The 16,813-nt window shown below is 38.5% G+C and carries 12 protein-coding genes; 4 read left to right on the top strand and 8 right to left on the bottom strand.

The window, feature by feature from the left end; all coding sequences use genetic code 11:
• The first annotated feature begins 221 nt into the window (after positions 1 to 221).
• Both AC1DDK_RS01205 and AC1DDK_RS01200 read left to right on the top strand, forming a co-directional pair.
• The gene (locus tag AC1DDK_RS01205; protein ID WP_337715210.1) at positions 222 to 1,082 is read left to right on the top strand and encodes an energy transducer TonB; all 861 of its coding nucleotides are present in this window, start codon (positions 222 to 224) and stop codon (positions 1,080 to 1,082) included.
• A 107-nt stretch (positions 1,083 to 1,189) separates the two neighbouring features.
• Positions 1,190 to 1,765 carry an acyl-CoA thioesterase gene (locus AC1DDK_RS01200; RefSeq protein ID WP_337715208.1) on the top strand — a complete coding sequence of 192 codons (576 nt, stop codon included), beginning with the start codon at positions 1,190 to 1,192 and terminating at the stop codon, positions 1,763 to 1,765.
• Here AC1DDK_RS01200 and AC1DDK_RS01195 read toward each other — a convergent pair.
• The 8 genes from AC1DDK_RS01195 to purL all read right to left on the bottom strand — a co-directional run bounded on the left by AC1DDK_RS01195 (position 1,762) and on the right by purL (position 15,469).
• A complete protein-coding gene (locus AC1DDK_RS01195) occupies positions 1,762 to 2,469 on the bottom strand; it encodes a 3-keto-disaccharide hydrolase (protein WP_288882294.1) in 708 nt (235 codons plus the stop codon). The genes AC1DDK_RS01200 and AC1DDK_RS01195 overlap by 4 nt on opposite strands.
• 12 nt (positions 2,470 to 2,481) lie before the next feature.
• Positions 2,482 to 3,849 (bottom strand): Gfo/Idh/MocA family protein, encoded by a 1,368-nt coding sequence (locus AC1DDK_RS01190; protein WP_337715206.1) that lies wholly within the window; start codon positions 3,847 to 3,849, stop codon positions 2,482 to 2,484.
• A 30-nt stretch (positions 3,850 to 3,879) separates the two neighbouring features.
• On the bottom strand, positions 3,880 to 4,599 hold the full coding sequence (locus AC1DDK_RS01185; protein ID WP_172663848.1) for a 3-keto-disaccharide hydrolase: 720 nt from the start codon (positions 4,597 to 4,599) through the stop codon (positions 3,880 to 3,882).
• A gap of 62 nt (positions 4,600 to 4,661) precedes the next feature.
• Positions 4,662 to 6,230, bottom strand: coding sequence for a RagB/SusD family nutrient uptake outer membrane protein (locus AC1DDK_RS01180; protein WP_337715204.1), 1,569 nt, complete (start codon positions 6,228 to 6,230; stop codon positions 4,662 to 4,664).
• A gap of 29 nt (positions 6,231 to 6,259) precedes the next feature.
• On the bottom strand, positions 6,260 to 9,736 hold the full coding sequence (locus tag AC1DDK_RS01175; protein ID WP_477633764.1) for a TonB-dependent receptor: 3,477 nt from the start codon (positions 9,734 to 9,736) through the stop codon (positions 6,260 to 6,262).
• Between the two features lie 112 nt (positions 9,737 to 9,848).
• Positions 9,849 to 11,003, bottom strand: a complete 1,155-nt coding sequence (locus tag AC1DDK_RS01170) for a FecR family protein (RefSeq protein ID WP_477633763.1) — start codon at positions 11,001 to 11,003, stop codon at positions 9,849 to 9,851.
• Between the two features lie 91 nt (positions 11,004 to 11,094).
• Positions 11,095 to 11,685 (bottom strand): RNA polymerase sigma-70 factor, encoded by a 591-nt coding sequence (locus AC1DDK_RS01165; protein ID WP_477633762.1) that lies wholly within the window; start codon positions 11,683 to 11,685, stop codon positions 11,095 to 11,097.
• 118 nt (positions 11,686 to 11,803) lie between these two features.
• Entirely contained in the window at positions 11,804 to 15,469 is a 3,666-nt protein-coding gene (purL, locus tag AC1DDK_RS01160; RefSeq protein ID WP_337715202.1) for a phosphoribosylformylglycinamidine synthase, read from the bottom strand.
• Positions 15,470 to 15,547: 78 nt separating this feature from the next.
• Between purL and AC1DDK_RS01155 the strand changes: the two genes are divergently transcribed.
• A complete protein-coding gene (locus AC1DDK_RS01155; protein ID WP_172663842.1) occupies positions 15,548 to 16,252 on the top strand; it encodes a tRNA1(Val) (adenine(37)-N6)-methyltransferase in 705 nt (234 codons plus the stop codon).
• Between the two features lie 55 nt (positions 16,253 to 16,307).
• Positions 16,308 to 16,799, top strand: a complete 492-nt coding sequence (locus tag AC1DDK_RS01150; RefSeq protein ID WP_288882302.1) for a metallophosphoesterase family protein — start codon at positions 16,308 to 16,310, stop codon at positions 16,797 to 16,799.
• Positions 16,800 to 16,813: the final 14 nt, after the last annotated feature.

The following is a 16,813-nucleotide window of genomic DNA, read 5'->3' as shown; positions in this document are numbered from 1 at the left end:
TTTGGTGTTATTTTTTCGTTTTTGCTGTTTTTTGTCTGAAAAATTTCTTGTTTTTGTTGGGAAAACACTAAAAATCTATAAAACTGCCGTTTTTTATGATTTTTAGCGGAGAAGATATTTTTCTGCGTTTTGGTGAAAAAACATCGTGATTTAAGTTTTTTTTAAAGTGTTATGGAATATACGGGTATTCTACATCCTGTTTAAAACTAATACTTGAAATTATGTTTAACATCTCATCCAATTTACACAAGGCAGAGTGGCTCGACCTTGTATTTAGAAACAGAAATAAAAACTATGGTGCTTATGCACTAAGATCTCAATCATCAGGCACTACAGCACGCGCTTTATTTATTGCTGCCCCGCTTTTTGTTCTTTTTTTTGCTGGCCCAATGATTTACAAACATTTTATTAGTAAAGACGCAGATGCACTCATCGAACCTTTAAAACCTGATCGTGTTATTGATATAAATATTGCTGATCGACCAATAGAGAAACCAAAACTTCAGGAAAAGACAGAAATGCCCAAAACTGAACCAATAAAAGAAAAAATTAAAACTGTAAAGCCCGTTTCAAATCCAATTGTTGTGGATAGGCCATTAATTACCGATCCGCCAACTCTAGAACAAATAGATCATGCGGCAGTAGGGCCTGTTACGCAATCGGGAGTTGAGACGTCACTTGGATCGGCTCCTGTTGAGGGCAATGGTAATGGAATAGCTCCAGGTAATGGTGTAGGGAATGGTGAGAAGGAAGATACGGGGATTCATGAAATAGGAGATATCCAAGCCTACCCTGAATTTGAAGGGGGAATGAAAGCCTGGGCTAAATTTATACAAAGAAATTTAAGATACCCGAATGCGGCGCAGGAAGTTGATGCACAGGGTAAGGTTTTTATCAGCTTTGTAATAGAGAAAGATGGTTCTGTATCAAACGTTACTGTTTTAAAAGGTATAGGATATGGATGTGATGAAGAAGCGGTAAGGGTAATTAGTAAGTCCCCAAAATGGAAACCGGGCCGACAAAATGATCAAAACGTTAGAGTTAGGTATAATATGCCGCTTTCATTTACCATAAACAGATAATTTCAAAAATATTCGGTGCGCTCTCAGTGTAAAGGATAGGGTGAGGGGTTGTAATTAAGTTTATAACCCCTTTTTTGATGCTATTTTGTGATAAAAAACTAAATTGCGTGTCAAAAGACCCATTTATGTTAGATTTTAAACCAGTAGAATACTCTCAAACCACTCTTACTGAACTTATGATTCCTTCTTACTCTAATTTTGGAGGAAAAATACATGGAGGTATTATTTTAAGCTTAATGGATAAAGTTGCTTACGTATGTGCGGCAAAACATTCTGATGGCTACTGTATCACAGCATCAATTGATGTGGTTGATTTTTTGGCGCCAGTTGAAGTTGGAGAATTGGTTTCTTTGATGGCATCAGTAAACTACGTTGGTAACACCTCCATGATAATAGGAATAAGAGTTGTTTCAGAAAATTTGAGAACGCATGTAATTAAGCATACCAATACCAGCTACTTTACTATGGTAGCAATAGGAGATGACAATAAACCTAAGCAGGTACCGGGATTGATCTTGAAAAGTGAAGATGATGTTAGGCGATTTGCACAGGGGTTAAATAGAAAGAATCTTAAAACTGAATATAAAAAGAATGAAGCCAGTTTAAGAGAAAGCTACAATAATGAGAGTTGTTTGGTTACACTTAAGAATGAAAGGTGTAAAGTGGCTTTAACATCTGGTTAAAGCCACTTGATCTTTATACTACGGAACGCAATAGGTGAACCTTCATTCTGCAAAAGAATATGTCCCTTTTTTGATTGTCCGAAATTTTTAAGGGATTTATACTTGCTTTTCTCTATTAATGATTTAAAAGATTCTGTGCTCCTGTCATAATCTACAACTTTGCGCCCATTTAACCAATGCTGAATATGATTCTTGTTTACAATGATTCTGGCTATATTCCAGTGTTCAAGCAATGCGGGATTTTTCTTATCAGCAGATATCAGATCATACAATGATGCCAGTGAGCGAAGTTCACCGCGCTCTGGATATTTAAAGTTCATTTCATCTAATATTTGATATTCAAGACCTAAGAAAGTACCTTTTTGTGCTTCATAATCATTTGTTACCAGATATTTAACCCCACTGTTTGTTTCTTTTGAGATTTTAAATTCAAAGAAAAGTTCAAAGTTGTCGAATTGAGCATTGGTTATAATATCCATTTGCTTGCCGTTTTCGGGTTTTACAGCAAGCAGCTCTCCGTTTTTAATTTCCCATCCTCCTTCAGCTATCTTTTTCCATCCGTTAAATGTTTTCCCATCAAAAAGCAAACTCCATCCCAATGCTTTCTCTTGACTGGTTAAGGTATTCGGAGGCTGAGCAAAGGCACCAAAAATGCATATTCCCTGCAGTAATATAATATTGAAGCACAACCTGGATATATTCATAAAGATTGATTTTTAGATTTTGGGTTCCCATCCCTTTTCGTACGAACGGCCCCATAGTTTCTGAGCTTCTTTGTCGCCAACGATGTGACCGTTTTTCGGATCAATTTTTAAGTCGCGACCAACCCTCCATGATATATTGCCTAACTGCATGGCTACACAGCTTTTGTAACCGAGTTCAACATCACAGTTCGGACGCCTGTTGTTTCTGATGGCATCAAGAAAATCTGCCATATGCAAACTATCCATCCCTAAACTTGGACTCGCTGTATTTCTTCCCTCTAAAGATTCTCCGCCAGATTTTGGTGTCACATCCTGAATTAGCTTTCCTTGAAGATCATATATTTTATAAGCATCATCTCCGGTATCCAGGCTTCCTTTTTCACCATAAAAGATAATTCCTCTTTCCTGTCCTTCAACTTTTCTTCCGTTACAGCTTCTGTTTTCCCAAAGCAAGGTAACCTTACCAGGATAATCTATCGTTACTACCTGCGTGTCTGGGGTTTCCCAGTCATCATTAAAATGATATCTTCCGCCGGAAGAGCTAACGCGGGTCGGAAAATCTACTCCCAGACCCCAACGGGCTACATCTACCTCGTGCGTTCCATTATTTAGCGCTTCGCCGGTTCCCCAGTTCCAGAACCAGTGCCAGTTGTAGTGGATTAAACCATCTTTGTAATTAACACGTGGTGCTGGTCCCTGCCATAAATCATAATCCAGCCAGTCGGGTACATTTGCTGGCTTTAAAAAGGTTTCTTTCCTGGTATTCGTATACCATGTTTTTGCCATATATACGCGGCCAATTATCCCTTCATGGAGTAGCTGTATTCCTTTGGTTAGCGTAGGGGCAGAGCGACGTTGGGCGCCCATTTGCACTATTCTGTTGTATTTTCTGGCTGCTGCTACTGCAATTTCACCCTCTCTTGGATTATGGCTTAATGGCTTTTCAACATATACATGTTTTCCGGCCTGGCAAGCCATAATGGTTAATGGTGCATGCCAATGATCAGGAGTTGCCGTGTATATTGCATCAACAGATTTATCTTCCAGAACCTTGCGCAGGTCTTTTTCAGATTTTGGTGGAGTTGTTTGACCAGCTTTCACAATAGTGTTTATTGCCTTAGGAATGGCTCTTGAATCTACATCACAAACTGTAACTATTTGCGTGTTTTTTTGTTTGGCAATTGTACCTCCCATGCTATTCCCACGGCTATTAACGCCGATAGTTGCTATGTTTATTCTGTCATTTGCGCCAATAATATTTCTATAGCTTTTGGCACTAAACCCAGAGGCAGTTCCTCCGAATACACTATTTCCAACAGATAAAGCTGCTGTTCCGATACCTATTTTTTTTATGAAATCTCTTCTTGAATTGTTGCTCATAATTGGTTTTTGGTTGATTGTTTTGGAATTCTATAAAACTCTGATTTTAACATTTTTGAATGAAACTTCATCCCCATGGTCTTGAAGTAGAATATGCCCTTTTTTTACCTGACCAAACGGTGGTTCTGAATCTTTAAACTTACTTAGCTTCCATGCTTCTTTGTAGGAATCACTGCTGCGGTCAAAGGAAAGCGTCTTTTTTCCATTTAAGTAATGAGTTACTTTAGTGCCTTTGGCTACGATTCTTGCTCGGTTCCATTCACCGGTTTTATTCTCCTGTGGTACATCTAAAGGTAGCATGTCATACAAACCAGCCTGTAAACGGTTGCCATTCCTTCCCAATTTTGCATCAGGGTGTTTTACATTATCTAATATCTGGTATTCTAATCCGAGCCAACCTCCTTTAGTATACTTAGTGAAGAAATATTTTATTCCACTATTTCCTCCTTCAGAAAGCTTAAAGTCAACAGAGAGATCAAAATCAGCATATTCATCTTTTGTAAAAATATCACCACCTCCTTTTTCTCCTTCCTTTTTTGCAGATAAAATGCCATTTTCTATTTTCCATCCTGTAGCTGGTGGCGTATCTTTCCCAACAGATGTCCATCCGTTAAGACTTTGACCATCAAAAAGGAGTTTCCAACCTTGTTTGATTTCCTGTTTGGTAAGGGAGTTGTCTTTGTTTTGAGCATATGATACTCCTGTAAGAAGGAGTATCACTAGTAACACCGGGGTTATTTTTGAGTTCATATAAATAAATTTAGCGAAACAATTGTTAACGATAGTTGATTAATGCAACATGTATAAACATGTTACATCTGGGTATATCCTTTGTTTTGTATTATTTTTTGTGGATTTGACTGCATCACTGTCATTGGAATAGGATAAGTCAATGCATTATCACTCCAGGTAAAGCTATTGTAACCATCAAACTGTTGTTCTGCAATCATCACATCTTTGGCTCGTCCTGTTCTTACAAGGTCAAACCACCGGTGATTCTCAAAAGCCAGCTCAACACGGCGCTCGTTTTCAATTGCTAACAGGAAAGCCTGATCACCGCTGAATTCACTCAATTGATAATCGTGTAATAAATTCGGTGCTGGTTGAATATTAGGGTCGCCAGGAGTTTTTCTTGCCCGTTCCCGAATTTTGTTTAGATAAGTTAGGGCAATTCCCTTGTCGCCCCCGCCACGAGCCAGCGCCTCAGCATAAAGTAAGTACACGTCTCCCAGACGTAATTCTATCCAATTGTTGCCATTGTCTGAACCGCTTGTTGAAACATCATAGTATTTACGCACATATTTCTCGGTTTGCAAGGCTCCGGTTTTAGCATTGATCCAGCCATCTCGCATGGATACAAATTTCCTGGGATCTCCGGTTTCATAAGCATTTGACATGTATTGGGTAGGAGAGTTCTCACCACCCTTGTCGCCCACCAAAACAACCTCTTTATCTGAAAATCTTGGAGCGAAATTGTTATTCCATGGACTACCAGTTGCTCCATTTGGTGCGCCTTTCATGTATTGAACTTCAAAAAGAGATTCAGTACTGTTCTTTTTAGAAACATCAAACAGGTCTTTATAGCTTGGAACCAGAGAATACGCAGAATTATTTACTACTTCTGCAAGTTTTTGACTGGCAAGATTGTAATATTCGCCTCCTTTATTAAGCGGATAGCCTGCCATGGTTAAATAAACTTTACCAAGCAATGCTGAGGCTCCGGCCTTGGTTACTCTACCTTTGTCTGTGCCTCCGTATGACTGAGGAAGATTAGCTTCGGCATATTTTAGGTCTGCAATGATGAAATCATACATTTCTTGCAATGGTGCACGCCCAAGTGCATATGCTTCAGTTTGACTTAGTTCTTTGTCTGCTTTGATTACCCCTAAAAGCTGGCCATTTAAAGCTGGCCCTCCAAATGCCCTATTGAGCCAGAAATAAACAAGCGCTCTTAAGAAACTGGCTTCTGCTTTATACTGACTTCTTAATTTTTCATCAGTGAAGGTAGCTGCATCGCTGCGACCAAGAACAATATTGCATCTTAGTATTGTTTTATAACTGTCATCCCACATGTCTGTTATAAAGTTGTTTTCAGGAAGTAAGGGAGAGGCAAATTCATCTATGCCTTTTTCATTTGCAGGGTTTCCCGACAGCCAGGAATAGGTAGTGTTGTCTGAACGGATTTCGCCAAGCCTCACATATGTTGAATTGTATAATGAACGCAAATTGCCATAAGCAGAAAGGGTTGCCTGATTAATGTCCTGTTGTGTTTTATAGAATGAATTGGCATTTAAATTTGATTTCGGGTTCAGGTCAATAAAGTCATCACTGCATGATGCCAGAAAGAAGACTGCTACGAATAATAGATTTATCTTTTTCATATATTTAAAATATAAGCATTAATGAATGTTTAAAACGTCAAATTAAGTCCAAGGATAAACGTCCTTGCAGTTGGATAGCCCAAGTAATCGCCACCTTTTGTAAGTCCGGCACCTTCGCTGCTCGTTTCCGGATCATATCCTGTATAATTGGTTATTGTAAATAAATTGCTTCCGGTTACATATACACTTAAAGCCTTTACCTTTATTTTTTTGGTAAAATTTTCACTGAAATTATATGCAAAATTTACATTCCTAAGTCTTAAATATGATGCGTCCTGAACCCATGCCGAGGAAGGGTCTCTTTGCCAACCCGAAGGAGTTCTCGTTGCTTTGAAGTGAATTCCATCTCCTGGATCGTCTGTAGATCTCCATCTACCAATCTGTTCTATCATCCCATTTCTATCACCATGATATATTCCAACCATTCTTTTATAGAAACTAAATAATTCTGCTCCATATGATGCAGTAAACTGAACTCCCAAAGAGAAGTTTTTATATGAAAAGTTATTGGTTAGACCGGTGGTAAAATCGGGATTATTGTTGCCCAAAATCGTTTTATCATTTTGGTCTAGAATACCATCCTTATTGATATCAGCGTATCTGCCATCGCCTATTTTATCTGCACTTAAGTGCGGATATTTGTTTAATTCATCCTGGGTAAGGAACACGCCTTCATATTTGTATCCATAAAAACTTGCAATAGGAGAGCCAACAGTTGTAATGAACGCATTATTTGCATTAGGAGCGCTGCCATAAATAGGACGGTTATCTGCTCCAACTTCCAATACTTTGTTTTTATTAAATGAAATGTTAAAGTTGGTATTCCACTTAAAGTMACCCAGAAGGTTTCTGGTCGTAACCAGGAATTCCATACCCCTGTTCTGCACTTTTCCGATATTTTGAATTTGGGTAGAATATCCTGTAATTACCGGTACAGGAACATTTAATAAAAGGTCAATAGACTGGCTGTCGTAAAAATCACCTTCAATTCTTATCCTGTCATTTATTAAGCCAAGTTCAAATCCAAGGTTATATTGTCTTGTTTTTTCCCATCCAAGATCAACGTTCGACATTGTGCTTGGGTTGGTAGTATTTTGAAGTGTTCCTCCGGTTGGATAGAAGCCTGAAGTTAGAAGACCAATAGCAGAATAATCGCCAATTCTGTTGTTTCCTGAAATACCAAAGCCTGCACGAATCTTAAGATCGCTTATGGCTTTAATGTTCTCCATAAATTTCTCTTCAGAAATTTTCCACCCTGCAGACAGAGAAGGGAAGGTTCCCCATTTTTTGTTCATACCAAAACGGGAAGAACCATCACCACGAAAGGTGGCTGTAAATAAGTATTTATTATCGTATGCATAGTTGATCCTGCCCAGATAAGAAATCATTGAATATTCTGACTCATCACTAGATAAGGCATACATAGTGCCTGCATTGAGGGTTGTAATCTGGTCGTTGGCAAAGCCACGGGCTTCGCCGTACATATTTTTCAGATTATGTTTTTGAGTGGTATAACCTACAAGGGCAGATAATACGTGCTTATCAGAAAAAGTACGGGAGTAGTTTAAGGTGTTTTCAATTACCCAGTCGAAATCTGATGCACGCTGATTTATACCTTTAGCTGGGCGCGGACCTTTAGAAGCATCAAAATCTATAAAAGAAGCTTCAAAGATCTTTTGCTGGTTGTCCTGAATTCCACCATTAATATTGATCTTATATTTTAGATCCTTAATGATTTCCCATTCAGCAAAAACAGTCCCCAGCCAACCATATCGATTTCTGGAATTTTGAACCTGCTCTGCTACACCGATTGGGCTTGCAACATCGCCGGCAAGTATTTCCGGATTTCGAACCATCGAACCGTATGTTCCATCATCATTCCTTACCGGAAAGATTGGGGGCAATTGCAGTGCAAACATTACCGGAGAGTATTTGCCGCTTTCCTGCTCTCTGCCTTTTGCTGAGAAGGCCAACATATTCATGCCAAGGCTCAGACTCTTGGTAACCTTAGAGTTGATGGCTGAGCGAAAATTAAAGCGGTCATAGTTTGTGCCTAGAACTATACCTTCCTGCTTGGCATAACTTCCGGAAAACATATATTGAGTATGTTCTGTTCCTCCAGAAACCGATAGTTCACTTTTTTGAGTTAAAGCTTTTCTGTATAAAAGATCTTGCCAATTGTTGTCGGGCATTTGTGCTACAGAGGCTGGGTCCAGAAAGTTGTATTTATATCCTCCCGTACCATCTGGTATCATATATTGAGTGCTTGCACCAGAGTACAGACTACGACGTGAGTTGGGGTCTGTAATGGAATGGGGTTGTTGGTTTGGATCTGATGTGATAATTTGTGCATCTAACCAAGCCTGGTTTCTACCATCAATAAACCACTGGATATATTGATCCCTGTTCATCATTTCTACTTCTTTGCCCAGTTCCTGAAATCCTATAAAAGTGTTGGCATTTATTGTTGGCGGGCCAACTTTGCCCTTCTTAGTGGTTACAATAACAACACCGTTTGCACCTCTTGAACCATAAATGGCTGTAGAAGAGGCGTCTTTTAAAACCTGAATACTTTCAATATCTGAGGTGTTCAATAGTCTGAATGCATTACCTTCCATTGGATAGCCATCTACAACATATAAAGGATCATTGGATTGGGTAATTGAGCCAACTCCTCTAACTCTTATGGCTAGTCCTTCCCCGCCAGGGGCACCGCCAGTTTGCTGAACCTGAACTCCGGCCATTTGACCGGCAATGGCCTCGCCAAAGTTTAAAGCAGGTCGCTCTTTTATGCTTTCTGCTGACACAGATGATACGGCGGTAGTAACGTCTGATTTTTTCTGGGTGCCATATCCTATAACCACCACTTCGTTAAGTGCCGAGGTTTCTTCTAGCAGGATTACGTTTATAGTCTGATCACTGCCAATGGTTACTTCTTTGGTCGTATATCCAACCATGCTAAAAACAAGGGTGCCAGTATTTTCTGGTATTGAAATGGCATATAGTCCTTCTCCATTTGTAACTGTTCCAATGGACGTTCCTTTTAATTTAATACTTACACCCGGTATAGAGATATTCTGCTTATCTACAACTTTTCCTTTTATTTCTTTAGCCTGAGGTTTAGTTGTTGAAGGAGAAAATACGGATGGCTCATCCTTCTTTTTGATAAGGATGTTTTTATTTAAGATTTTAAATGCAAACGGACTGTCCTTAAGACTTTCCTCCATTGTCTCTTCAACTGTAGAGTTTTTTACATTTAAACTGACATTTCTTTCTTTTAGATCATCGCTATTGTAAACTACGGAATATCCAGATTGTTGTTTAATAGCCTCAAAAATCTGTACTATTGGTGAGTTCTTTTTGGATATAGTAATTCTTTGTACTGGTTTTGCAGATACTTGCAAACAAGTGAGTAAAAGAAAGAGAATTGTTAAGGTAGCACTAAAATTTACTGAAAATTTAAGTAGTGGTATAGTAAATACCGTTTCATACTGGTTTAGCTTCATTTGGATTAAGTTAATACTTGGTTAGTAGTAAAAAACTGCGGTTCCGATTTTCGGAAAAGGGATAATTAAAGGTTTTTATATGTTAAACCTTTTCATTGGTTATTTAAGATTTCTATTTGGTTATAATTATTTTTTTTCTGTTTTGCGCGTTTACAATGGTATACTTCAGATCGAAGTAACTTAAGATTTCTAAGGCGTTTAATACATCTGTGTTTCTATGGATTTCACCCCAAAGTTTGATAACTGGTATTGGGCCTTTAAACTCGAAATCAACATCGTACCAACGTGCCAGTTGGCGAACCACATTCCTGATATCGGAATTTTGAAATTGAAATAATCCGTTTTTCCAGGCAATAACGCTTTCAGTTTTAACACTATTAACTTGTATAGCGCCGTTGCCTTTTAGGTGAGACTGTTGACCTGGTTTAAGTAGTGCTGATTTGTTGCTTTTAAGCTGTAGGATCCTTACGCTTCCTTCTAATAGTGTTGTTTCAGTTGTGGGTTCGTCTTCATAACTATTGATATTGAAATGAGTTCCGAGTACCTCTACTTCCTGATCTTGGGTTAATACATTAAATGGGTGGATTTTATTTTTTGCAACCYCAAAATATCCTTCTCCTTTTAGTTCTACTTCTCTTTTTTTTCCGTTAAAGGAGATTGGGAATTTTAAGGATGAAAGTGCATTTAACCAAACATGCGAACCATCAGGAAGGATAATTTGATATTGTCCGCCTTTTGAAGTTGTTATGATATTTGTGTTTTTGGGATTTACCAGGTTGACTTGATTAGAAATTTGAGCGTACGAAATTACTCCCTCTTTGATTTTGGTAATTCTCACGCCTCCCTGATMGGTTATTTTTCCAATTGGCGCAGTTTCCAGATATATTTTAGAACCATCTGTTAACGTCAGGAAGGTTTTATTGATACCTGTCGCGAAATTCTTTTGATCGGTTTTTGCTGGAGCCTGTACTACATAATTAGCAGGGGCAGGCTTTTTGAAATAGAAATACATGGCAGCAGATGCTGATAATACAAGGATCACAGAGGCTGCAATCCGCTGCCATAGGTATATAGTTCTTGTTTTATGTGGCTGTGGTAAGGCTTGGTAAACATCATAAAGGTCTTTTTTTATGATATCTTCTGTCAGTTCAACTTTAGTTTCTTTTTGAATTTTATTGTAAACAGATTCTATCCAGGCTATTTCTTCCTCAGTGCATTCCCCTGTCTGATATCTATTTAGTAGCTCTTCTATTTTCTTTTTTTCCATGCTGACGGATCGTATAATTGTCCTTATTAATCTAAAGACCTTTAAGAAATGTTCAGGGCGTAGAAAAAAATGAAAATTTATTTGGGAAGGCTTAAAGAAGCATTAATATTAGCAATGTAAACAGCACAAGAAAGGCCTCTAGTTTAAGTCTTAAAATTTTCAGAGCATTGTTTACCTGTTTTTTTACTGTACTCTCCGATAGGTCTAGCTCATTGGCTATCTCTTTATGAGTGAGGTAAGATTTTCGGCTCATATTCAGTATCTGTCGCATTTTGGCAGGAAGCTCATTGATATGGCTATCAATGATTTCTACAAGTTGTTTTTCTCTAATTGCATAGTCTGTAACTATCTGCGTTTCAGTTGTAGCGTTCTGTTGTAAGAGCGTTGAATATTTTGATTTAACTTGTTGGTGGGAGATAGTCTTTAGTGCCTTGTTACGAACTGCAACATACAAGTATCCGGCAAGATTTGTATTTAAAGTGAAATCCGATCTCCTGTTCCAGAGTGTGGTAAATACTTCCTGAACTAAATCTTTAACTTCATCTCTGTCTTGCAGTATTTTGTATGCACTATTATATAAAGCAGAGGAATAACGAATATATATTTCTGTGAAGGCAGCATGGTCATCCTTTTTGAACAAAAGAACCAATTMATTATCAGTATAAGATTGGTAGGATAACATAGTTATCTAAACATTGAATTAGATTTGGTTAAGAAGGATGGGAGCTATTGCTACACATCTGTTGTAACCAAATCTAATTAATTTTTAGACAAATGCAATAATGGAAGAGGCTGAGCTCTTATCCTTTATGCGTTTCAACCCATTTACGGGCGTTTACAAAGGCTTCCATCCAAGGTGTAACTTCATCTTTACGTTCTTTCGGATAATTTGCCCAATGCCATTGGAATAATGAACGCTCAATGTGTGGCATCATTACCAGGTGACGACCAGACTCATCACACATCATTGCTGTGTTATAATCTGAACCGTTCGGGCTTGCAGGATAAGTTTCATAAGCATACTTTGCTATGATTTGATATTTATCTTCTGAGTAAGGTAATTGGAACCTGCCTTCACCATGTGAAACCCATACACCCAATGTAGTTCCTGCCAATGTAGAAAGCATAACTGAATTGTTTTCTTGTAGGGTTAATGAGGTGAATATACTTTCGTGTTTACCACTTTCGTTATGCAGCATTTTTGGTTTTTCTGCATGGTCTTTATTGATTAAGCCCAGCTCAACAAAAAGCTGACAACCATTACAGATTCCTACAGATAATGTATCTGGTCTGCTAAAAAAGTTTTCAAGTGCAACTTTAGCCTTTTCGTTGTACATAAAAGCTCCTGCCCATCCTTTGGCTGATCCTAAAACATCGGAGTTAGAGAAGCCACCAACCGCACCAATGAACTGTATGTCTTCTAAAGTCTCTCTGCCTGCAATAAGATCAGTCATGTGAACATCTTTTACGTCAAAACCTGCAAGGTACATGGCGTTAGCAAGTTCACGTTCAGAGTTACTTCCTTTTTCACGAATAACAGCTGCCTTTGGTCTTGGTTTTGAAGCATCAATAACCGGTTTCTTTCCGTCAAACTGAGTAGGGAAGTTGTATTTAAGTATGTGGTTTTTGTAGTTGTCAAAGCGTTCTTTTGCTTTTACTGGTCCACTTTGTTTTTTATCTAACAGATAAGAAGTTTTGAACCATACATCACGTAAGTGATCAATGTCAAAAGATAAGGTATCTGAATTGTTTTTTACTTGTAAGCTTGCGGTTGAAGTAACTTCACCAATTTTGTGATAAGCAACATCATTTGCAGAAAGGGTAGCCTCAACATCGCTAGTTGCCTGGAATACGATGCCGATGTTTTCAGCAAAAAGTAATTTTATAATGTCTTGCTCACCTAAAGAAGAAAGATCTAATGATGCACCAAGATCACGATCGGCAAAGCAAAGTTCCAGTAAAGTAGTTATTAAACCACCGCTACCTATATCGTGTCCTGCTTGTATTTTGTCAGCTTTTATTAATTCCTGAAGTGTGTTAAAAGCATTTTTAAGTTGATCTGCATTTTTAACATCAGGTGTTTCATTACCAATTCTGTTTAAGATTTGTGCAAAGGAAGAACCACCAAGTTTATAAGTATCGTTAGATAGGTTGATGTAGTAAATTGAACCGCCATCTTTTTGTAAAACGGGCTCAACAACTTTAGTGATGTCGTTGCAATTTCCTGCAGCTGAAATAATCACAGTACCCGGTGCAATCACCTCATCGCTCTTATATTTTTGTTTCATCGACAAGGAATCTTTACCTGTTGGGATATTGATTCCTAAGCTGATTGCAAAATCAGAACAAGCTTTTACAGCTTCGTATAATCTGGCATCTTCACCTTCGTTTTTACATGCCCACATCCAGTTGGCTGAAAGGGAAACGCTTTTTAGTCCATCTTTTAATGGTGCCCACAGAATATTAGAAAGAGATTCGGCAATAGCAATACGACTTCCGGCTGCCGGATCAATTAATGCAGATAGGGGAGCGTGACCTACTGAAGTTGCGATGCCTTCTTTTCCCTGAAAATCTAACGCCATAACACCACAGTTGTTAAGTGGCAATTGTAGTGGTCCGGCACATTGTTGTTTGGCAACGCGGCCACCCACACAACGGTCAACCTTATTGGTTAACCAGTCTTTAGAGGCAACAGCTTCAAGTTGTAATACTTGTTCCAGATAAACATTTAACTGGGCTTTATCATAAGTAACCGGCTCGTATTTTCTATCAATGGTTTTGTCTTCCATGATTACCTTTGGAGAACTGCCGAACATGTCTTTCAGTTCAAGATCCATAGGTTTAGCGCCGGTAGTTGCAGATTCAAATGTAAAGCGGTGATCGCCTGTAACTGTACCTACAGTATACATTGGAGAGCGCTCACGATCTGCAATTTTTTGAAGTGTTTCTATATGTTCTTGTCCGATTACCAGACCCATACGCTCCTGAGATTCGTTACCAATAATCTCTTTAGCTGAAAGGGTAGGATCACCGACAGGTAATTTATCAAGGTCTATTTTTCCACCGGTTTCTTCAACCAGTTCAGAAAGGCAGTTTAAGTGACCACCGGCACCATGATCATGTATCGATACGATGCTGTTATGATCGCTCTCTACCATGCCACGTACAGCATTAGCTGCTCTTTTTTGCATTTCAGGATTAGATCTCTGAATGGCATTTAATTCAATTCCACTCCCAAGGGCGCCGGTATCTGCAGATGATACTGCAGCACCACCCATACCAATTCTATAATTTTCTCCACCCAGGACAACAATTTTATCACCTTCAGAAGGTTTTTGTTTTTTAGCCTGGCTGGCCTTACCATAACCAACACCACCAGCAAGCATGATTACTTTATCGAAACCAAGTTTGCGTCCGCCTTCTTCATGTTCGAATGTAAGAACCGAACCGGTGATTAGCGGTTGGCCAAATTTATTTCCAAAATCAGTTGCTCCATTAGAAGCTTTGATTAGGATATCCATTGGAGTTTGGTATAGCCATTTTCTTTCTTCAACACCTTTTTCCCAAGGGCGATTTTCTTCCAATCTTGATAAGGCAGTCATATAAACTGCAGTACCAGCCAAAGGTAGTGAGCCTTGTCCACCTGCAAGTCTGTCTCTAATTTCGCCACCTGATCCGGTTGCAGCACCATTAAATGGTTCTACAGTTGTTGGGAAGTTATGTGTTTCTGCTTTTACGGAAATTACGGATTCAAAATCGCTGATTGCATAATAGTCGGGCTCATCAGCACGTTTAGGTGCAAACTGCTGAACTACCGGACCTTTAATAAAGGCAACATTGTCTTTATAGGCAGAAACAATATCATTGGGGTTTTCTTCTGATGTTTTACGGATCAGCTTGAAAAGAGATGTAGGTTGTTCCACACCGTCAATAACGAATTTACCGTTAAAGATTTTGTGACGACAGTGTTCTGAGTTTACCTGAGAAAAACCGAATACTTCTGAGTCAGTAAGTGCTCTTCCAAGTCTTTGAGAAAGACCATTTAAGTACTCTACTTCTTCATCACTTAGTGATAAACCTTCCTGTTTATTATAGGCAGCAATATCGCTAACCTCAATAATAGGTTCCGGTTGTATATTAATAGTATATATGTCCTGATTAAGTTCCTTATATTTTTGAGATAACATTGGATCGAAGTCAGAAAAACCTTCTTCTACTTTATGAAATTCTTCAATCCTGATGATTCCTTCGATGGCCATATTTTGTGTAATCTCTACCGCATTTGTACTCCATGGAGTTATCATTGCTGCTCGAGGTCCGACAAAAAAGTCTGTTAATACGGTTTCTTGCTTTAATTTTGCACCGCCAAACAGCCATTCTAGTTTTGTAATATCAGTATCGGATAAGTTTTGCGCGGTTTGTAAAGCGAAAACTGTATTGGATTGATTGGAGAAGAAATAAATCATTGTAGTGTTTTGAGCCGCAAATTTAGCGTTAAAATTTTAAAACCGCGAGGTTAGAATGTAATATATTCGCAGAAGCGTATGGGAAGTATTTTTAAATTTAAGCAGTTTGAGGTAAACCAGTCGGGTTGTGCCATGAAAATTAATACTGATGGAGTGTTACTAGGCGCTATTGTTCAAAAAAATGACACTAAACAAATACTCGATATTGGAACCGGTACGGGCGTTATTGCTTTAATGCTGGCGCAGCGTTTTCCAGAGGCACTAGTTGATGCTGTAGAGATAGACGAATCGGCAGCATTAGCGGCTTCAGCTAATTTTAACAATTCTAATTTTTCTGCAAGAGTTAAAGCCCACCATTGTGCTATAGCATCGTATAATACTGATGTTAAATATGACTTAATTGTTTCCAATCCTCCTTATTTTGTTAACGACCTTAAAAATCCGGAACAAAGAAAAGGGATTGCAAGGCACGCTGATCAGGATTTTTTTGAGTTGCTGTTAATGAAAACTTCAGAACTATTAACTGATGATGGATGTATTTGGTTAATACTCCCGGTTAAGCAAGCAGAGTTTGTGGTTGCGGGGGCAGCAGCATTTAATCTGGCGCTGGGCGAAAGAATAAATGTTTGTTCTGATGAAAGTAAACCTGTTTTTCGCCATATCATTTGCCTCCAGCGGAAAGTGGTTGCGCCAAAGATTAGTAATTTCTTCATTTACGAATCTGAAAAAATATATACCGAAGCCTATAAGAGATTACTTAAAGATTTCTTGCTGGCTTTTTAATTGTATAAATGTCATTATACATAGCTTTGTTTGATACATATTAAGAACATATACTTTGACTAAGATAGGCCTGATTTCTGATACACATGGATTTTTGGATCCAGCGGTTTTTAAACACTTTGCCGATTGCGATGAAATATGGCATGCGGGAGATTTTGGACCCAATGTAGCCGAAGAGCTTGCCGCCTTTAAACCACTTCGTGGCGTTTACGGAAATATTGATGGTAAAGAGATTAGAAGCCTTTACCCTGAACACTTGCGTTTTAATTGCGAAAACCTTGATGTATGGATAACACATATTGGGGGTTATCCGGGGAAATATGCTCCGCAGGTAAAGGGTGAAATGTACACTAAGCCTCCGAAATTATTTATTGCCGGGCATTCACATATTTTAAAGGTGATGTACGACAAGAAAATCGATTGTTTACATATAAATCCCGGTGCAGCAGGAAATTCGGGTTGGCATAAGGTTAAAACTTTAATTAGATTTTCTGTTTCAGAAGAAAAAATACATAACTTAGAGGTCATAGAAATAGGCGTTAGATAACGTATTAAATACAC

This window comes from Pedobacter sp. 05T44, assembly GCF_056395985.1.
The sequence above is the reverse complement of the archived record's forward strand: the minus strand, read 5'-3'. Positions and strand labels throughout refer to the sequence as shown.